Raw genomic sequence first — 18306 nt, 5'->3', positions numbered from 1 at the left:
CCTTGCGGTTTTACGAACGACTCGGTTTTACAGCTTCACACGAAGGTCTAAAGTTGCATTTGTAAACAAGTGTTCGAGGGGCGGCGGCTCTTAAACAGCTTTGCCCTCTTCTTCAGGTAACGGGGGCAAATGTGCAATAAGGGATGCCTCTCGAGACTGCATCATCATTCACGAAAATGAACATTGATGCTAGACCTATGTAGCGGGAAGTGATCCCCGTTATGCGGCTTTTGCAAACAGGACCGGCTCCGTTCACCGAACGGCATGGTTCAGGCGATCGGTACGGAACTTTATGTCGTAACGCAATGGAGAAGGTGACAATCTAGGAGTTCGAGATGGACGATCACGGTCAGCTTCCTATGGTGGTTGGAGTTCGTATTTTGGTGACTGACAATGGACAATTCATCCTCGGATTTTCCAAGTATTTGGCAATGAAACCGATGCGGACGCATGTTACGGTAGTTCTATTAAGCCGAATCCTGCACAAGTAGGTACGGGGGACATCAATCTTGGGGTGAATATAGGCGAATGATAGTCTATACGGGAAATCTTCCTTCCCGAACCCGACAACTAACCTCGGAGGCTGTAGGAGGAATACGATGAACAAAAAGCTTTTTGCTTCTATCGCAGCAGGCATCTCATTTTCTTCCCTTTGCATGACCACTGCGTTCGCGTCCACAAGTACAATCCACGTCAACCACAACGTATATTTACGGAGTGCGCCCTATCTTCATTCACATGCGATCGTACTTGAGAAATTAGGTGCTACGTTGACCCTGGAGTCAGGGGCAAACCGCTACTGGTGGTACGTAAAAGACACAAACGGCAGAACAGGTTACGTGACGAAAAACAGGTATTACACTGCCGAAACAAAATCCCCCAGCAATACAACAGGTTCAATCGCGATTACTAGACAAACAGTACCCTTAATACCCACGACGTCAGCTAACACGCTGTTACGGTCGCAAGAGGTCATTCATGTGGTTGAAGGAGATGGCGTCCATGCAACAATCAACCTGACGAATGACACGCCCCAACAGCAGAAGTTGATTCAAACAGCATTAACGCAGTTGGGCGCCCCGTACTGGTGGGGACACCAAGTTCCAAACTATGCACCGGTAAACGGGCGTGACGGGTTTGACTGTTCAAACTTCGTTGCTTGGACGTACAAGACTGCTGTTGGAATTGACTTTTCGGGTTCGTCCGTCTATCAGCGCTTCCACGTTGGTACGCCAGTATCCTTGCACAGCTTACAAGCTGGTGACTTGATATTTTTTGCGAATGCCTCAGAGCCCAATGGTCAAGGCCACGTTGGAATGTACATCGGCGGCGGGTTGATGATTCAAGAAGGCGGTGGACGGGGTAAGGTCACAATCGAATCTTTGAACAACAGACGTGCATGGTTCGGGCGTTCCCTTGTGTTTGCAAGAAGGGTGTTGTAAGTTGAACGCCTTGCACCTCTGGCGATCCGCTTTGTGACCGCAAACGACATTCGGCAGGGCAGGGACCATTACCCTGCCCTGCCGCGATGAGGCTACATGCGTGTTGAGGGCTATTGCGTGCCCATGCAACCCTCCCAGTACGTGAGCCATTAGTCCCAGCCACGTGACAACATAAAAATGGACGCAACCCCCACAACGAATACCACGATAACTCCGCCGATAAGGAACCACATCACCTTCGCCTCCATCCCATAATCCGGTGTGCTAAGTCAATTCGGCAGCTGAACCCAGACAAGGCGGGAACAGTGTGCGGTACTGTCCCAGGGAGCATATCGCGGGAAGGGGCAGTTTGGCCGCACAATGCTGAATCGTCAAATAAATTATACTTTAAATTCTGTTAATTTAGAATGGGTAATCAATTTATGGACGAGAAAAATTGAACAGGGATGCAAGGCATCAGCCTTTTGGGTGTAACAGAATCATCTTCAATAGGACAAAGGTACAACCAGAGTTTTTTGATAGCCATATACTGCCGTAAAATGGAGGTGTCCAATGATGAACAACCAAATTAAAAAGGCGAGATCCGTATTCTCCCTTACGACAGAAGTGATGAACTTCAACGAATATTGGAAGGTATCTCCGGAAATGGGGAGGACCACGTATACGGCTACGTCGGATCAAGCAACGATTACAATTACCTATTTTGATCCGCATTTTCGGCTTGTTAAAAAAGTCGTAATGAAGTTTAAATCTGGGCGGCGTGTTGCCGTTACGCCGGGAGGGGTTGTTGATTTGCCTCCTCGAGTGGAGATAGTACAGAGATAGCACCCAGTATCGGAATATTGACGTACTGAGGCGAATATTCAATTCATGGTTGCGTTTGGTCCCGGTCGTGGTGTGCACCGTAGGGAGGGCATGTCCACGACCGTACCGACAGCGTCAGGAGCTCTCGCTTGTGCCCACTGAACCAGTTCCCCGAAGTCGCAGCTACGGTTAAGTCGATTCACACCTACATCTATACCAGCCACAGCTTGGTTTTTGCCTCGTGGCGGCATGTCCTTATCCAACCACTCGTACCATAAGTGATGACGGTTAAACACTTATTTGGCTGACTTGTGCTGACCATCACCGCTAAGAGATTTACTCCAAAGACACCTTACAATCTTGATGATCGACTCAGCGATAACGATGATTTGGAAGAAACAGATCTGGGATAATCCTGCATAATTCGCTAGTATTTATATCAAGCATGGCTTGAGAAGTGAAATAGATATGACGGCACGAAAGACGAATGTGGAAACCGAAGTTCATAAGACACTGGCTATCGACTTGGGCTTTGCCTATGAAGCAATGGCACGTGCCTATGCAGTATAGCGTGACTCTAATCAACGTGATGAGAACATTAAACTAGCGAAGCATTCTGCAGGTAGCAAATTGCCTGGTTGCTCGTAAGGAGTTGAATTCGGTTTGGTTCTTATACTCGGTCTCGCGCTGACGGTGGCCTCCGCGTATGTGTGGTCGCGCTCCTTGTTTATTGGACGACTGGATGCGTTGACTGGTGCAATGGTCTTCTTTTTTGCGCAGACGATGATGGTCGTCTGGATTTCAGGGGTCCCTTTGCACGCACTCTACACAGGTACAGTGCTCGTTGTCAGTGCCGTCTTCGCTGCCCTCGCGTTGGTGACGTATAGGGCGACCCGACACAACGCAACGAGGTTCAAGCCGGATACTAACGCCACTCCTCGCCAACTGCCGATGGCAGCGCCAATGAAAATCGAACGGACGGGCTATGCGGCCATCGTCTTGCTCATTGTATTGCTCCTTTTCGCCCTGTGGCTGGGCTACTTGCTACCTCCATACTTTGGTGACGAACTGGGCTATCACTTGGTGTCGGTCGCATACTGGGCGCATCAGCACGCCATTGCCGAGGGGGCGCCCGGTCTTTGGCCGAACGTATATCCACGTGATGCGGAACTATTCTATTCCTTTATTTACACGTTGTCGGGTGGAACGGTATTCATTCACTTGAGTCAGTGGTTTTTCGCCCTGGGCGCCGCGGTTGCAATCATAGGGTGCGCACGAAGAATTGGGTTGTCCCGCACCGGGGGCCTCGTGGCTGCAACCTTATTCGTCGGAATGCCGAACGTCCTCATGCAGGCCACGACGGCCTATGTCGATCTCGCCTTCGCTACGTGCTTCCTTCTAGGCCTATATTTTGCGTTAGCATATTTGAAAACGCCATCCTGGAAGTACGCTTTGGCGGCTGGTGTTGGGGCCGGGATGTCCCTCGGGATTAAGGCTGATGGTGCCCTCTATGTTGGAATTCTCGCGCTGGTCATGCTCGGTTTTGCAATTGAGCGTCGCAGGAGGGCACAAGCAAATTCAACGGCTGTGCTCGTGCTCTGTGACGCGGGTGTTTTCACAGCGGCGCTGCTTGTGTTTGGACTGTATTGGTACGTCAAGGTCTGGATGACTTACGGCAGTCCTCTTTACCCATTCACTTTTCGACTGTTTGGGCATACGGTTTTTCCAGGACTCTATACGTTACAGAACCAGGTGATTCAACCGAATGAGCCCGTTAAATTTCGGGGCTCGCCCGAATTCATGAAGACTTGGGTGGCATGGACCTCGTTGCCTCAGGAGATGACAACCGACATGCATGTAGGTGCATTCGGGCCAGTTTGGACTTATCTCGAGATGCCCGGTCTCTTTGCCTTCACATTGTGGACGGCTTTACGGAGACGACGCCTGTTTTTAGGGCTTACACTTCCCCTATGGCTGATTTTTGTGTTTCAGCCTGCGAACTGGTGGGGCAGGTACACTCTTTCCTTCGGGGCATTCGGTGTCATAGCGTTCGCGTGGATAGCGGAACAAATCGGTACTCGTCCACATTGGCGATGGGTTGGAAAACTCTTGCCGGGTCTGGCGCTCGTTGGCGTGGTTGGGACCTATGGTGCGGGTGCGGCAATTGTAACGAAGGTAAAGTCTATGAATGTGAGTTCTAGTGCGTACTCATCGATCACTACCCATAGGTCTCCAATGTCGTTATTGGAACTGTCTCTCAGCCTGTCGCCTGCCAAGCGCACTTCAGCGAGACTATTCTATCCACCGTATCGCTTTGTGGATCAATTGGCATCTCCGGTAACCATTGCGTATACGCCAAACGTCCCTTATCCATACCTCTTCTTTGGGCAACATGCACAAAACCGTGTTCTAGAAATCCATGCAAGTAATGGACAGAAATTCTATAGAGAGGTATCGCAAGACAGAATAAATTACCTGATGGCAGCGAGTGCAGACAAGGAGTATAAGTATGTAGCAGCGGCGCCGAGAGAGTTTCACCCTATCGAAAAAGTAGGAGGATACCTCGTCGTACACGTCATCAGGAGGCATGATACCCCGCCGGGGTGATTCAGTAGATGTTTGTGGATACCACTGATGTTCATTACACGAACCCTTTCCTCTTAAACGTGTAGTACAATGCCATCCAAGCACTCTGGACGAGTAAATAAATGGGGAAACAATAGATGAATTTATATCCATGGCTGTAGTGATATACGCCACACAATACGGCAATCCACTCAGCTCCCATGCACGCCAACGACCAAACCAAGATGTAGAGTGGTATGTATGAGGCCTTCGGTTGCAGACGGTCGTAAATGTAAAAGAAGAAATAGCTGACTGCTCCGTACATCCAGTAGGATATGAAGTCCATCATCTGAAACTTTGACACGTCATTCACATCATAAAAGCTAACGGGTTCCACGCTTAACGAATGGTCAAAAAAGAAGCCGCTGTACACCCCACACATGAAAAAGACTGCAGCCACTTGCCTCGAGAATCGTTTTGGGAATACAACAGTCAACACGACTCCAACGCATAATCCAACAATAACAAACCACTCATTCGCATTAAAGCGAGTGTCGTAAACGATCACGCTAGTTGACCTTCTGCCTGTTTGAGGCGAGTAATGAAAATCGTCATGAGTCCAGTGAACACAATGTAGCTGCAAAACAAGAGGGCCGTATATCCGATGTTCCAGTTAGGCGTGGACAGGATTCCCAGCCATTCTATTGTTTTTTGCATCAGTACCCCCAGTAACACCATGGCTGCTGTCAAACCCCACTTCAGGAACTTTGATGAATAGAGTATGAAATTCGACGCCATTAACAGTGCGACAGGAATGCAAATGAGACGCATGACCAGATCTGCAAGTGATTTTTCGACATTTTTGCTGACCATCATCCACTGAAGGTTTAAGTTAAAAATGTTAAAAACACTGAGTTCAAAAATGGTACACACGAAAAACAGGAAAACCATCTCAAGTGAGGTCAACTTCTTCGGAATAAGTGCAAGTGCGACAATTGTGCACCACGTGATGAACACACATACCGCGATGGACATAAAAATCCTCCTACAGTCGAATCATTAGTCCAACGACACCCCGATTTTGGTCGGCTGTGCCGTCTTAACCCAACCGGAAAAGTGACTGCCTTTTTGGTTTTTCAAGATTGTCAAACCAATTTGAACGAATTGTTCCAGACAGCTCTTTTCCATACCGTTAAAATTCAGGGGGGAATGTAACCGTTGAGATATGCCAACATCCCAGGTGACTGATCTCAGTAACTGTCAAGGGAGCTTCATCTCACAAGATGACCTCCAATTTCAGTTGTATTTACAAGTCAAGTACAGTTTGAGCGAAGGTATCGTGTATTATGTGGATGCTCTTTGTACACTGCGGGCCACGGCGCAGTACGCTAAACACTAGTCGGTAGAGAGTGAAAGACAAGAGTGCCCCCCCAAAAAACTCATGAGTCTATGGCTTGCGCCATCAAAACCACATAACGCCCAAAGGGTTGGCACGGACAAGGGACGGATGAGCATCCGTCCCTTTGGATTGATGTTGGTTGATTCATTTGGTGGAGTCTGCAGGCTTCTAAGCATGGTTGGGGCTCGTCTTGATCACGACTTTCGATGCTAGTCCAACAACCAAAGATGCCGCCAAGTACCCGTATCAGTTATCACGACTTATTGGCCTATTGGGATTTTGTCCATTCCTTTTGTCCTGATTTGCTCATAAGTCTGCTATGGGAGAGGAGGGGGAAGGTGTGGCCCACAGTTCAGTGTGCCAGCAGTCTAAAGGTCATCGCCAGTTCAGGAGACAGGGAGGTGTGAGATGAGATGATTACACGTGCTCATGTAATGCCTTATGTCGGGCAATACGTTGTTGTTCGGACCAGGGATGGTGCCGTTCACCGTGGTGTTCTGCATTCGGTTTCAAACGATGGGATCTATGTCCGACCAGTAAATGGAAGACTTGCATCGGGTGATATGAACGGTGATAGAATGCAATTGCTTGGCCAGCTTCCCGACAAAGGCACTGATGCCGAAGAAGCATGGTTGCCTTTTTTGTTTTTCCCATGGTTTTGGATTGGGGCGTTTTGGCCTTGGTTTTGGTGGTAAGGGCTAGTGTTATGGTGGTAAACCAACCTCAAGTGGTGGTCACGCAAACACCCCATCTATCGTTCCTTCTACAGAAACCGGCACATCTAATTTGTGTGCCGGTTGGCGTCTTGGTTCGAGAATACTCACGCAGACCCCATAGATGTGACGCGGACTGAACTTTCTATTCTCTCATCCATCAATGGCGAGGGCGTATGATACAGAGAAAAAAGGATGGATCGCTTAGCGACTCGTGGTTATCATAGATTTTCTTGTCGGTCGCTTGAGAAAGAAAACGAGCGCTAGGACCAGATAAGCGACATACAGTAAAACCTGTAATGTAGTTGGTTTATCCGCGTACCCGAAGAACGAATGGAGGATGTCTCCAAAGGTGCTGTCTTCGCTGAGCATTGAGGCCGTATTCCAAAGTGCCCGGTGTCCAAACGGCAGCCAACCTAGTTCTTGAAAGGCCTCGACGCCGTTTGCCAACAGGCCTGCGGCAAAGAGCATTAAGAGTGCGCCCATGGTGTCGAAAAAGCGCTTCAGGTTAATCCGTCGTCCTAACACGTAGATGATGTAACTTAGCGTCAAACCCGCGATGATTCCTATGGCGGCACCGACGCTGAGCAGCCATGGACTTGTGTGAAACGCGATCGCGATCATGAAAACCACGGTTTCCAAGCCCTCACGTCCGACCGTTAGAAATGCGATGAATGAGATAGCAAAGAGTGAACCGGTCGAAAGCGCAGCCTCCATCTTTGCCTGTAATTCATGTTTCATGTTCCTGCTCTGTTTCTTCATCCAGAACGTCATGTAGGTAAGCACAGCCGCAGCGACGAAGTACGTCGTACCTTCAATCTTATTTTGCAGACTGGAACCATCATAGTTTCGGAGCGTCAGGAACACTACCACGCCACCGACAACAGCGACAGCAATGGCAGAAGCAACACCGAACCAGACATCTTTGAATCGATCCCGTCGACCAATTTGCCTTAAGTAGGCCAACATAATAGAGCAAATCATCGAGGCTTCGAGGGATTCACGGAAAAATATCAAAAACGATGCGACCATATGGCACCCCCGTTGTCAGCTTCAGGACTAAAACCTGACTTTTATAGTCAACATTTTAACATGCTCTCCACATTGTTTGGTAGTGCAAATTTTGAAATTAGTGAAACCTAATTGCGCGAGGACCTAAAAGCGGTTGATCAACACGGAGTGATACACGTAAATGTGTATGTCCGTCGGACTGGCTGTCCGACGAGGACGAATGGGAGGAGTTTTATGATTCGGAGGCGCCTTTGATCCGTTTACGGTTCCGGATTTTGACAGCTGCAACGATGCCAATGACGACGATAGCTACGATGATGGTCGGTAACAGATACTGGTGCATGACCTTATGGTAGTGTGCCCATGCCACTTCCACATACCGTCCTACGACGATAAAAAAGCCAGCCCAGACCAAAGCACTGACAGCATTATAAATACTGAACAGGACAAAAGGCATCCTGTTAATGCCGGCAAGATAGGGAATCAAGACACGGATTCCAGCGATAAACTTCCCAAACAAAACTACTGTACCTCGGTATTTTGCAAACTTCTTGTCCGCGGCATCAAGGCGCTCTGACGTGATACCGACGTATCTTCCAAATCGCACGATGACAGGGCGTCCGAGAAAGTAGCCGATCCCGTATCCGATCGTTGATCCAACAATGTTTCCAAGCGCAGCGCTCAAAAGTAAGGGAATGAGCGCGAATACGCCTCTCATCCATTCGAATCCTGAGATGGTCAAGGTGGTTTCAGCCGGAAACGGGATCCCGATGTTCTCCATCAACAGAATAGAGAAGACGCCGACGTAACCATAGTGGGAAATCAGCTGTTGAACGTGCAAATGTAAGCCCTCCATTTTGTTGCTTTGCGGTGTATTGCTTCGAAGTGTGTTGCTTTCCTGTCTTAACATGCCCTGATCCAATAAGATATCCGTCTAAGATACCCATCCAAACAGACGGCTTTCGCCGCTTCAAGGTTCAAAATAAACGATAAATTGTACGGTCGGGTGTACTTGCACAAAGTCTCTTCTCCCCTCATAACATGGGCTCGTTGTAACTTACAAAACGGATGCGAGGGACTGCAAACATGGGAAACCAACGAGTTTTGAAAGAGATTATTATCGACGTAACTACAAGCCGAGGTGCCGAATCAAACCAGGAACGGATAAATATAGGACTGTCGACTGGTGATGGATTGAAGGGATTCCAGTTGGTTGGTCTTCCTTACCATCCGTCGGAGTACACGATCGTCTCTACGCTCCCAAATCCGTATCTTTGAGAGTGGCAAGGCAGACAACCACCTCCGTTTCCTCTTGCCACTTACGCGGGACAGATATCCTCCGTGTGGGCTAGTCTCAAGGAGCGATGCGGACAGATACGTAAGCGACATGTGACTGCGTGAGGATTTCACGCAGCCACATGTTACGTAAAGAACGGGAGAACGGACCATACGCCTCATACTCGTGGCAGCCCTTTGCATCTCGTGAACCGACTGCACATAATCGGTCCCTTTGCCGTGAAGAATACAGGGTGAGGGGGCAGACGCATGCCAAAACACGTTATTGAGGCGCTCAAAGACTACATTCAATCACTTCATGACGATGAACCTAAAGTGCCTTTGCACGTGGGAGAAGTCATGGCCCTGTGGACGTATCTAACTATTCTTGACGAATCCATCACGTTCGAGCAGATGGGTCTCAACCACACAATGGATACTGAACTGAAAAAGACGATTGAAAAGATGATGGAGGGTGCAAGCTCGCAAAGCCGCCGTCTGAAGGACTTCTTACAAGGTGAAGGGGTGCCTTTACCACCGACCTCCGAGCCTAGGCCGGCGTCGGATCCGAATGCGATACCACCTGGAGCCAAGATGACTGATGATGAGATTGCAAACGGGGCCTCAATTAAGCTTGCCACGGCTGTGACAGCTTGTGCCACGGGGGTCTCCGAATCGATTCGAAATGATGTAGGTGCCATGTTCTTTGAGTTCCAAACGGAGGCAATGACGTATGGAATGCTGATTAAGACGTTAATGAGAAAGCGCGGATGGATTAAAGTTCCAGCGCTCTATACGCCGCCAGGCATCCCATCACAGACGTAAACTGTTTAGTATTCATCGCACATGCGACGCAATCATAAATATTTCGACAGAGACAACAAAAAATTTACATAGGGTTTACAAAAACTTAACAAAACATTAGTGCGGTGTTCCTGCAGACATGAGATAATTTCTGCGGCAGTCCATCTATGTCAAGGGAAAGAAGGTGCTGATTCTCTGTGTTACAACATAATACACAGGAATCAAGGCGTATGACAAACAGTTCCATCGGAGAAGCCTTAGACGATGCACCGCTTAGCCTGTTTCATCTGCGTGCCATGATTATCTCAGGCCTAGGTTTTTTTACGGATGCATACGACCTGTTTATTATTGGGGCAGCTCTTGTTCTGATTAAGAATGAGTGGCACCTCAGTGGAACAATGGTAGGGTTAGTCGGAAGTACAACCTTGCTTGCTAATTTTCTTGGAGCCATTATATTTGGTCGCCTTGCAGATATTTTGGGACGTAAGAAGTTATACGGTCTCGTCGCGACCATCATGTCCATTGGGGCAATACTTACAGCTTTTTCGCCGAACATATACTGGTTGATAGCATTTCGCTTCTTCCTCGGTCTTGGAATTGGGGGAGATTACCCCATCAGTGCCGTCATCATGAGTGAGTATGCGAATGTTCGTGACCGCGGGAAGCTTGTTGGAATGGTGTTCTCCATGCAGGCACTTGGACTGATTGCCGGACCAATGGTTGCCATCACGTTGTTGGCGAGTGGCATCAGCCACGACCTTGCGTGGAGAATTATGTTGGGGCTCGGCGCATTACCGGCTTTAAGCGTGATATACGCACGTCGGAAGATGCCCGAATCCCCGCGCTTTCAATCCCAAGTACTCGGGAAAACCACAGATGCAGTCCAACAGTTGCGCAATTACACGAGCGGCCAAGTCAGCGTTTCGGAAGAACAGGCGGCTTCCCATGCGGCCAAGCCCGCATTGATCAGCTTCCGGCAGTTTATTCGCAACCGGAAGATGCTCGTCACGCTGCTTGGAACTGCAGGGACGTGGTTTCTGTTTGACTACGCGTATTATGGCAACTCCATTTCGACGCCGCTTATCATGAAGAATGTCGCACCGCATGCCAGCTTGATTCAGAGCGAAGCATGGACGTTAATCGTGTTTGCCATCGCTGCAGTACCAGGGTACGCACTGTCGGTGTTGAAGATTGACCGGATCGGGCATAAACGCCTGCAGTTGATTGGCTTCGCAATTATGGGCCTTGCATTCTTGGGCATGGGCGTGATTCCAGGGGTCACGTCGATGATTATCCCATTCTTGGTGCTCTACGGAATCAGTTATTTCTTTGCCGAATTTGGTCCAAATACGACCACGTTTATCTTGTCAGCGGAGTTGTATCCTGTCAGTGTCAGAACCACTGCTCACGGAATCTCGGCAGGGGTTGCAAAGATTGGTGCTTTTATCGGTGTGTTCCTGTTCCCGATTATCACGAAATCACTGGGCCTCCACGGAACCTTTATTATCACGTTTGTCTTCGCAGTGCTTGGGACGTTGTTGACACTGGTGTTGCCAGAGCCGGCAAATAAGTCCATTGAGGCCATGTCTGACGCAAAAAAGCCGTCAAAAGTAGTACCTCAGACCGCAAGATGAAGTGATTTCGGGTGTTGCAGCCTCTCTGCGTTGACATATGAATCCGCACACACGACAGACAAGCATTGAGCCGCTCCGAGAAGAGCGGCTTTTTAGTTTCACGAACATCTTTTCCATGGCTAAGGGATGGTCATAGCGCAAGTAGTGACGCTACCGCAAGATGCGGCTCAGCAGATTGCCCATGACGGACGCAATTACATGGCAACACCGGACAATTCGATTCAGAATCCAATTGTCACCTTTGCGCCGCATGACATCGTAGGCGCCGTGGCAAGGTTGCGACCGTTTCTTGGACAGATTGGAACGACTCCCTCGAGACCGATTCCCGACTCACACAATGCCGGAGACTTCGGCTTTTTTCTCATTGGAGCTCCGCACGAATACGCGGTTACTAAAGAGGAATTGAATCAAGCAAAGACCGACGGTCATATGGACATTAGTCGGGTCCGCGAAGGCGCCATTCTCATTTGTCCAGTGAAGGTTCCGGGCGGAGGGGTGTATGTAGGTGATATGCACGCCCTGCAAGGAGATGGCGAAATTGCCGGGCATACGTGTGATGTGGCTGGCATGGTCACACTGCAGGTTCATGTCATTAAAGGGCTGCAGATTGATGGTCCAATTCTGTTGCCAAACGAAGAGGACCTACCCTATCTAGCGAAACCACTCTCTCAAGAGGAGAAGCGACTTGCACAGGCAGAAGCAGCAAAATGGGGACTGCAAGAAATCGAGAAGACGGCACCTGTTTCCTTCATTGGAACCGGGGAAAACCTCAATGCAGCGACAGACAATGCCTTAGAGAGGGTAGTGCAGCTTTTGGAAATGACGGTGCCGGAGGTCAAGAATCGTGCAACGATTACCGGTTCCATTCAAATCGGCAGGCATCCAGGTGTAGTTACGGCCACTTTCTTGGCACCCGTCGAGCGTCTGCAAAGAGTGGGCATCTTGCCGTTTGTATGCGACCAGTACCAACTGTAGACGCCGATGGATGAAGCCCTAAAGCCCCCTGTCACGAGGGGGCTCTTCGCTGTTTCATGCTCGCATGACCACACCGTTCTAGTCGCGGTACTTGTCGAGCTTCTCCTCAATGGTTACCCCACCTGGGCGATAGTGCACAGCGATCTGTGTGACGACCTCCGTTGCGCCTGCATCGATGCACGCTGTTTGGGCCTGTTTCACGATTTCAAGCAGGGTGTCGAGTTCGCCCTCCATCACGGTTTGCATTGCCCCAACTTCGTACCGTACCCCCGAATTTGCAATCACTTCAATGGCTTTGTCGATGACCTCATACATCTGTATATCATCAGGAACCATCGGTACTACCTGTATCGCTACATGACTGTTTGGCATGAAGATCGCCCCTTTTTGCTCACGGATGTTTGGTACAATGGCTTCGCAACAAGGAAATTGTAACGCATCGAGACCGTTCAGGACTACTCCTTTGCGAGAGGATGAGTAGATTGTCAAAGCCGGGTGACACCAAACACCAGTCGATGGAGCAGGGGATCCACATGGATTTCCAGGGGCAAATGACGTACGGAGAGTATTTGAAACTTGATCAGTTGCTCAATAGCCAAGACAGGCTTTCAGAACATCATGACGAAATGCTGTTTATCATCGTTCATCAGACCAGCGAATTGTGGATGAAGCTGATTCTACACGAACTGACGGCGGCAATCGACTGCATCGGACGCGGAAACCTTGACGCTTCCTTCAAGATGCTGGCTCGGGTTTCACGCATACAGCAGCAACTCATTCAGTCCTGGGACGTATTGTCGACATTAACACCTTCGGAGTATACAGAGTTTCGCGGGAAACTCGGTCACTCTTCGGGATTTCAATCGTACCAGAATCGCTTGATTGAATTCTCCTTAGGGTACAAAAATGCGGAGGTGTTAAAGGTCTTCAGGCATCAGCCGGAGTTACACGAACGGCTGCGGGAAGCCCTTCATGCACCGAGTATCTACGACGAAGCCATTCGAGCATTGTCGGCGCGAGGCATGCCGATCGACCCATCGTGCCTGAACCGGGACTGGTCGCAAGATTATGAGGAACACCCAAGTGTGGTGGAGGCTTGGCTGACTGTATATCGAGATGTTGAGACTTACTGGGACTTCTACGAGCTTGCCGAGAAATTGGTTGACCTCGAGGACAGGCAACAGCAGTGGAGATTCTCCCATATGATCACGGTCGAGCGGATCATCGGGTACAAACAGGGAACAGGTGGTTCGTCGGGTGTTCATTACTTACGGGGACGCCTGGACCATCGCTTTTTCCCTGAGCTCTGGAAGGTTCGAACTTTGCTATAGCAGCTTTATACAGCCTGAAGCTGGGGGACCGTCTTGTGCACTGTCTTAGTTGAGGGTAAAGGTGTACGTGCACTGTCGGAACGCCTTCTTTGCTTGCACCCTTCCAGACTTGGCTGAGCCGGAGGCCGGCTGAGAACATGCTGTGGTCTCCGGTGTCAAAGTTGGTTACTGTCAGGGCTACGGGAATCCTTGCTTGAAGCTCTTCGGATGGTGTTATCCCAGAACTTGGTGTATGCCAACTAAGATGAGTAACAGTCCGGCGGCAAAGGAGGAGTATCTACCAAGCAACCGTGCTATCACGCCAATGCCAATCACATTTCCAAGCCAGATCATAATGTAGCCCCAGATGGTGATGGCTGCTGTTGTCGCCCAAACAGTGGATGCGTTGGATACGGTTGCGCCGAATCCACCAGCCACGTTGGTAAAAGACAACGCCAATCCAAGAATGATGCCCTCTCTCCACCCGGGTTTTTTGATCTTCATTTTCTGTTTGTGGCGTGAAGTCAGGGGATGGATGTATCCGACATACCAGAAAAACAGACCGATGCAGACGAGGATAATGCATGCCGCCCATTGTGCTTGGTAAAGCGTCAGGTAATGAGAGATGACTTCACCTGCGTATGCTCCAAGAAGTGCAGTGCAACAACCGACGCCGTTTGCAATTGCATTGACCCAGTGTGGGAACTTAATTTTCTCGCTGCCGTATGCGAGCCCTGTACCACAGTTGTCGAGATTCGAACCAATCCCGATCCAATTGGCTATAATAAACCCGTTTAACCAACCCATCATTTCCCTACGCCTCCGCCTTTCGGTCCTTGTCAGGATATGGAGGTTACGGGGGGAGTGAGTGGACAAAGCAACCCTATGATTGGCCAAAGTTCTCTCGGATCAGTGAGGTGACGAACGACTCATTGGACGAGTCAATCTCAGTTGTCGTCTGCATCGCTGAAAAGGGCTATCCATACATCAACATTCCCGGACCAATGGGGATTAGATTGAGCCTATCTTGCGTAAATAGCGTGACATGACAAGGTCTGCTGGGGTAGGGTATTGGTGCTGTGGACACAAATTGATGCCTGCTGCCCGGTATGCGTCAGCCCAAAGAGTCGAGCAGATACGGCGCTGATTTTTGAAATATGGCAGCATAAGGCCAAAGATATGCCGGAAAGCTTCCCATCCAATCAGCAGGTAGTCGTATCTGCCGCCAATTTCATGATGGACGTAGTCCATAATTCGATTGATCTGGACGGGTGTGAGTGACGTGCAACGGTAAACATCGGCCGCTCTCTCATACGTTGCGACCGGTTCGTATCCCGTTTTCCTTAGTCCCTGAGCCTCAATCAGTTGTCCTTTGCCGACATAGCCCCCGACATGTGTATATTGACTGCGTGTAGCGAGCTTCACTGGGAAGTCGAGCCAGCGTGTACCGCGCACAAAAATTAAATCTGCAAGTTGCAAGTCTGACGTGTTCATGTGTCACCATCCCTGCAGGTTGTCACTGTCATACATATGCATGGACTGTATGATGAATTGACATCAACAACATGTGACAGTGAGGCCGTGCGCAGTGGGTCGCCTAGAGAGACCGTTGTTCACTTTGCGAAAGGCAGGCGGTTGCCCGATTTTCGTGATATTGGGTCATCGTGCAAGTACCTAGACAGGGTTCGGAATACAGTGAACCATCGTGACCTTTCAAGACCAACGAGGGAGGATGCGTAAATCTGACGACAAGGGAGAGGGATTCCGTGGAGTCGACATCTCTGCAAACATTCCGACGCAAGATGATGAATCCAGTACACTGGCGCAAAGCCAATAGTATTCTCTCCAAATATACGAAGGCTGCTCTGGCCTCACAAAGTGGGGCTGAAAAACTGGTTGCTGAGTTGTCCGAGGCGTTCAACGTAGCGATGACACAGCAAGAACGCGTCCAGGCAGCAAAGTGGATCGTACAGCAAGGCATTGATCCACAGAGCCGGCGCGAGCGGATGATGCTCTGGAAAAAGGCGAAGTCTTAACGGCGCTTGCCAATGCCAACCGTTTGGATGGCATGACTGGATCCGCTGACGAAATCGTTTGACGATCCGTTTAAGGAAGCCTCTCGCACCGTGATATTTGCACGTTAGTGCGGGTAAAATATCACGGTACGAGACTCGTCGCGTAAAGGTTCTAGGATTGTGAGGGAAAAGGACATTCCGAACTTTGTTCCGTATCTCTTCCTTGTGATGGTAAGCGCGGTTCTTACAACTATAGCAGCAAGACGCGCAAGAAACTTAAAATTGGTGCCGCTTTACCTGTCCATCTCAGGGACAATTTATGTATTTGAGTATGTGATTTTGGTGCTGCTCGAGAGCTACATATATCAGCCTCATATCCTGCATAATCCGTATTTCGACAACATTTTGGGGGCCGCGGTGTCAGATGGCTTTATTGTGCCGTCCGTAGGGATATGTATCGCGGTTTTTGATCTCAATTTCTGGTGGATAACGTTGATTGCCTTGCTGTTTGCGGGTATCGAGGAGAGCTTCGTCCATTTGAACATCTACCATCACGTGTGGTGGAACACTGGCTACACATTCGCAGGGCTGGTTGTTTGCTTTGAACTTGGGAAGCGGATTTGGCACTTACTCAAAGAGAAATATCAATATTCGTGGGTGCAATTTATTGTTCTTTACCTCTGTAACATGGTGGTTCAGGCAACTACGGTATTTGTTCTCTCCGCAGTCTTTCACCTGTTGCGTTATCAGGTAGACTGGTTTAGTGATCCCATCAGAGGCCATGTTGCCGTCGCCACGCTCATTGTCCTGCTTGATTCTTGTCTCTTCACAGCCGTCGTGGTGCGTCAGGCTCGCTTCGGGTGGTACGCGGCAGTCATTATCGGGGTTTTTCTCCTCAACGATGGTTTGATGACCATCGGAAGGCTGCAATTTATCGGACCGTGGGCTGAAGTGACGGTTATCTTCTCACAAGCGGTTGTGTTGTATCTCCTCACATCTCTCCGGAATCTTGTTGCACTAAAAGCTGATAGTTACAACACCAAGTGTAACTAGGATGGAACTGACGATGGTCACCCAAGTCACTTCCTCCAATCTCGCCAAGAGAAAGCCGGAAAGTACAGCGACGATGACGGGCTGTATGCTGATGATCATGGAGACTTGTGAGATTGGAATCGCAGAACTCGCTTGGAAAAAGAGAAGAACTCCAGCTGCACTGAGAAAGCCAGCTGTAAGAAAGTATAGGTTAATGTGGCGTATATAATGGGAAACATATCGTTTGAACCGGCCGGTGAAGAGAAGCAGCAACGTGTAGAGAGCGAGTGCGGACAAAATGTCTAGTGTGGCCGCAAATGTTGGGCTGATAGCTGTACCGGCCGAAGGCTTTCGAAAGACATGACCCACGCCCTGCAACATTGCTGCGGCAAACGACATTAGGACACCGCTTCGGTAAATGTGTTTCAGAGACCGAAGAGGAAACCATACTCGCTCAATTACAACAAGTACAAGGCCCAGGACAATCAATGCCATACCATAAATACTCGTTAAGCGAAACTTTTCCCCTAAAAATGAAACAGCGATAGACAGGGTCACCATGGCGGACAACATATCAATAATGACACCACGAGTTGCGCCAATACGTGCGATGGCAGCGTATAATGTCATCCGTCCGAAACACGTGCCAAGTACACCTGCTAGTACGCAGAAAAGGATTGCCAGACCTGTGTGTGCCCCCATCACAAGTGGACTCGGGTTACGTTGTACCTTGATGAACAGCGCAGTCGTCAGCGTAGCCCCACTTACGACGAGTACAGGGAATAGTCCATGGTCCCCGGGATTGGAGTCAACTTGGCCTTTACGGATGAAAATATATGACAATGCGTAACAAAGCGCTGCAATAGTAGCGGTTACGACGCCCTGCATGTGGTTGTCCCCCTTACACACAATGTTTATGAAACAGGGAGGATTTCATAACCGCCAATTGAAGTTGAGTTTTTTACAGAACCTTAATAGCTCGATCATGTAGGTGTCATATTCACGGTTTATAGTAGAAAACGAATCGAAGCCATCCCCTGGCTTCATACCACTCTTGCCTTGCCGCTGCGCCTCATTGCAGCGGCACTTTTTTTATCCACTTTCGTTCAACCTTTACAATCACTGAGCAAAAAAAACGCCGAAATCCCATGGCTGGGACTCCGGCTCAATATGACACTAGAGTGAATATGTATTTCACTCGGTAGTGTCCCGTCAAGTGGTGTAAATTTGAGTGCAACCCCTTAGTGTCGGCTATTTATGCAACACTGACGTTGGCGCCAGCAATTGCTGTTCGTCGGTACCGGTGAGTTTTGCCATGGACTCTCGG

The 18306-nt window shown here is 49.3% G+C and carries 19 protein-coding genes, 1 pseudogene and 1 riboswitch; of the genes and pseudogenes, 12 read left to right on the top strand and 8 right to left on the bottom strand.

Translation table 11 applies throughout. The annotated features are described in order from the left end of the window. Window positions 1–335: 335 nt before the first annotated feature. From AN477_RS24810 to AN477_RS20315, 4 genes are all read left to right on the top strand, one after another. A complete protein-coding gene (locus AN477_RS24810; protein WP_157062094.1) occupies window positions 336–491 on the top strand; it encodes a hypothetical protein in 156 nt (51 codons plus the stop codon). Next, window positions 461–600: riboswitch (cyclic di-AMP (ydaO/yuaA leader) on the top strand. It overlaps the preceding gene by 31 nt. Further along, window positions 600–1442 (top strand): C40 family peptidase, encoded by an 843-nt coding sequence (locus tag AN477_RS20325; protein ID WP_054971018.1) that lies wholly within the window; start codon window positions 600–602, stop codon window positions 1440–1442. It overlaps the preceding riboswitch by 1 nt. A gap of 552 nt (window positions 1443–1994) precedes the next feature. Then, on the top strand, window positions 1995–2267 hold the full coding sequence (locus tag AN477_RS20320; protein ID WP_054971017.1) for a hypothetical protein: 273 nt from the start codon (window positions 1995–1997) through the stop codon (window positions 2265–2267). 642 nt (window positions 2268–2909) lie between these two features. Beyond that, a complete protein-coding gene (locus tag AN477_RS20315) occupies window positions 2910–4853 on the top strand; it encodes an ArnT family glycosyltransferase (RefSeq protein ID WP_054971016.1) in 1944 nt (647 codons plus the stop codon). A gap of 34 nt (window positions 4854–4887) precedes the next feature. Here the strand turns inward: AN477_RS20315 and AN477_RS20310 are convergent, their stop codons facing one another. Further along, window positions 4888–5379, bottom strand: coding sequence for a hypothetical protein (locus AN477_RS20310; protein WP_245631909.1), 492 nt, complete (start codon window positions 5377–5379; stop codon window positions 4888–4890). Continuing rightward, window positions 5376–5846 carry a hypothetical protein gene (locus AN477_RS20305; RefSeq protein ID WP_054971015.1) on the bottom strand — a complete coding sequence of 157 codons (471 nt, stop codon included), beginning with the start codon at window positions 5844–5846 and terminating at the stop codon, window positions 5376–5378. Before AN477_RS20305 ends, AN477_RS20310 begins: the two co-directional genes overlap by 4 nt. A 777-nt stretch (window positions 5847–6623) precedes the next feature. On the opposite strand from AN477_RS20305, the gene AN477_RS20300 reads away from it, so the two are divergent. Beyond that, window positions 6624–6905 (top strand): LSm family protein, encoded by a 282-nt coding sequence (locus AN477_RS20300; protein ID WP_054971014.1) that lies wholly within the window; start codon window positions 6624–6626, stop codon window positions 6903–6905. A 222-nt stretch (window positions 6906–7127) separates the two neighbouring features. Here AN477_RS20300 and AN477_RS20295 read toward each other — a convergent pair whose 3' ends face one another. Together AN477_RS20295 and AN477_RS20290 are read right to left on the bottom strand one after the other, a co-directional pair. Continuing rightward, entirely contained in the window at window positions 7128–7955 is an 828-nt protein-coding gene (locus AN477_RS20295; protein ID WP_054971013.1) for an FTR1 family iron permease, read from the bottom strand. A gap of 211 nt (window positions 7956–8166) precedes the next feature. Further along, a complete protein-coding gene (locus AN477_RS20290; protein ID WP_245631908.1) occupies window positions 8167–8775 on the bottom strand; it encodes a DedA family protein in 609 nt (202 codons plus the stop codon). 245 nt (window positions 8776–9020) lie between these two features. Between AN477_RS20290 and AN477_RS24805 the strand changes: the two genes are divergently transcribed. The 4 genes and pseudogenes from AN477_RS24805 to AN477_RS20275 all read left to right on the top strand — a co-directional run. Continuing rightward, on the top strand, window positions 9021–9212 hold the full coding sequence (locus tag AN477_RS24805; RefSeq protein ID WP_157062093.1) for a hypothetical protein: 192 nt from the start codon (window positions 9021–9023) through the stop codon (window positions 9210–9212). 267 nt (window positions 9213–9479) lie between these two features. Then, window positions 9480–10034, top strand: a complete 555-nt coding sequence (locus AN477_RS20285) for a DUF3231 family protein (RefSeq protein WP_054971012.1) — start codon at window positions 9480–9482, stop codon at window positions 10032–10034. A 209-nt stretch (window positions 10035–10243) separates the two neighbouring features. After that, window positions 10244–11647 (top strand): MFS transporter, encoded by a 1404-nt coding sequence (locus AN477_RS20280; protein ID WP_054971011.1) that lies wholly within the window; start codon window positions 10244–10246, stop codon window positions 11645–11647. Window positions 11648–11791: 144 nt separating this feature from the next. Then, a pseudogene (locus tag AN477_RS20275) lies at window positions 11792–12622 on the top strand (acetamidase/formamidase family protein); the annotation flags it as partial. A gap of 78 nt (window positions 12623–12700) precedes the next feature. Here AN477_RS20275 and AN477_RS20270 read toward each other — a convergent pair. Further along, window positions 12701–12994, bottom strand: coding sequence for a thiamine-binding protein (locus AN477_RS20270; RefSeq protein ID WP_054971009.1), 294 nt, complete (start codon window positions 12992–12994; stop codon window positions 12701–12703). A gap of 101 nt (window positions 12995–13095) precedes the next feature. On the opposite strand from AN477_RS20270, the gene kynA reads away from it, so the two are divergent. Continuing rightward, entirely contained in the window at window positions 13096–13953 is an 858-nt protein-coding gene (gene kynA / locus AN477_RS20265) for a tryptophan 2,3-dioxygenase (protein ID WP_054971008.1), read from the top strand. A gap of 213 nt (window positions 13954–14166) precedes the next feature. Here kynA and AN477_RS20260 read toward each other — a convergent pair whose 3' ends face one another. Both AN477_RS20260 and AN477_RS20255 read right to left on the bottom strand, forming a co-directional pair. Further along, window positions 14167–14742, bottom strand: coding sequence for a manganese efflux pump MntP (locus tag AN477_RS20260; RefSeq protein WP_245631907.1), 576 nt, complete (start codon window positions 14740–14742; stop codon window positions 14167–14169). Window positions 14743–14943: 201 nt separating this feature from the next. Continuing rightward, window positions 14944–15426, bottom strand: coding sequence for a C40 family peptidase (locus AN477_RS20255; protein WP_054971007.1), 483 nt, complete (start codon window positions 15424–15426; stop codon window positions 14944–14946). Window positions 15427–15698: 272 nt separating this feature from the next. On the opposite strand from AN477_RS20255, the gene AN477_RS20250 reads away from it, so the two are divergent. Both AN477_RS20250 and AN477_RS20245 read left to right on the top strand, forming a co-directional pair. Then, a complete protein-coding gene (locus AN477_RS20250; protein WP_054971006.1) occupies window positions 15699–15968 on the top strand; it encodes a hypothetical protein in 270 nt (89 codons plus the stop codon). A gap of 159 nt (window positions 15969–16127) precedes the next feature. Continuing rightward, window positions 16128–17000, top strand: coding sequence for a hypothetical protein (locus AN477_RS20245; protein WP_054971005.1), 873 nt, complete (start codon window positions 16128–16130; stop codon window positions 16998–17000). On the opposite strand, the gene AN477_RS20240 is transcribed toward AN477_RS20245, so the two are convergent. Continuing rightward, window positions 16965–17867, bottom strand: a complete 903-nt coding sequence (locus tag AN477_RS20240; protein WP_054971004.1) for an EamA family transporter — start codon at window positions 17865–17867, stop codon at window positions 16965–16967. The two genes, AN477_RS20245 and AN477_RS20240, sit on opposite strands and share 36 nt — an antisense overlap. Window positions 17868–18306 lie beyond the last annotated feature (439 nt).

Source organism: Paenalicyclobacillus ferrooxydans (genome assembly GCF_001399675.1).
In the GTDB taxonomy this organism is placed as follows: Bacteria; Bacillota; Bacilli; order Alicyclobacillales; family Alicyclobacillaceae; genus Alicyclobacillus_B; species Alicyclobacillus_B ferrooxydans.
This window is presented reverse-complemented; position numbering and strand designations above follow the sequence as displayed.

Excerpts from the sequence above, each read along its gene's own strand:
- AN477_RS24810 (WP_157062094.1), top strand. The coding sequence starts at position 336 with ATGGACGATCACGGTCAGCTTCCTATGGTGGTTGGAGTTCGTATTTTG.
- AN477_RS20260 (WP_245631907.1), bottom strand. The coding sequence starts at position 14,742 with ATGATGGGTTGGTTAAACGGGTTTATTATAGCCAATTGGATCGGGATT.
- AN477_RS20295 (WP_054971013.1), bottom strand. The coding sequence starts at position 7,955 with ATGGTCGCATCGTTTTTGATATTTTTCCGTGAATCCCTCGAAGCCTCG.
- AN477_RS20270 (WP_054971009.1), bottom strand. The coding sequence starts at position 12,994 with ATGCCAAACAGTCATGTAGCGATACAGGTAGTACCGATGGTTCCTGAT.
- AN477_RS20280 (WP_054971011.1), top strand. The coding sequence starts at position 10,244 with ATGACAAACAGTTCCATCGGAGAAGCCTTAGACGATGCACCGCTTAGC.
- AN477_RS20285 (WP_054971012.1), top strand. The coding sequence starts at position 9,480 with ATGCCAAAACACGTTATTGAGGCGCTCAAAGACTACATTCAATCACTT.
- AN477_RS20300 (WP_054971014.1), top strand. The coding sequence starts at position 6,624 with ATGATTACACGTGCTCATGTAATGCCTTATGTCGGGCAATACGTTGTT.
- AN477_RS20325 (WP_054971018.1), top strand. The coding sequence starts at position 600 with ATGAACAAAAAGCTTTTTGCTTCTATCGCAGCAGGCATCTCATTTTCT.
- AN477_RS20240 (WP_054971004.1), bottom strand. The coding sequence starts at position 17,867 with ATGCAGGGCGTCGTAACCGCTACTATTGCAGCGCTTTGTTACGCATTG.
- AN477_RS24805 (WP_157062093.1), top strand. The coding sequence starts at position 9,021 with ATGGGAAACCAACGAGTTTTGAAAGAGATTATTATCGACGTAACTACA.
- AN477_RS20255 (WP_054971007.1), bottom strand. The coding sequence starts at position 15,426 with ATGAACACGTCAGACTTGCAACTTGCAGATTTAATTTTTGTGCGCGGT.
- kynA (WP_054971008.1), top strand. The coding sequence starts at position 13,096 with ATGAGTAGATTGTCAAAGCCGGGTGACACCAAACACCAGTCGATGGAG.
- AN477_RS20305 (WP_054971015.1), bottom strand. The coding sequence starts at position 5,846 with ATGTCCATCGCGGTATGTGTGTTCATCACGTGGTGCACAATTGTCGCA.
- AN477_RS20320 (WP_054971017.1), top strand. The coding sequence starts at position 1,995 with ATGATGAACAACCAAATTAAAAAGGCGAGATCCGTATTCTCCCTTACG.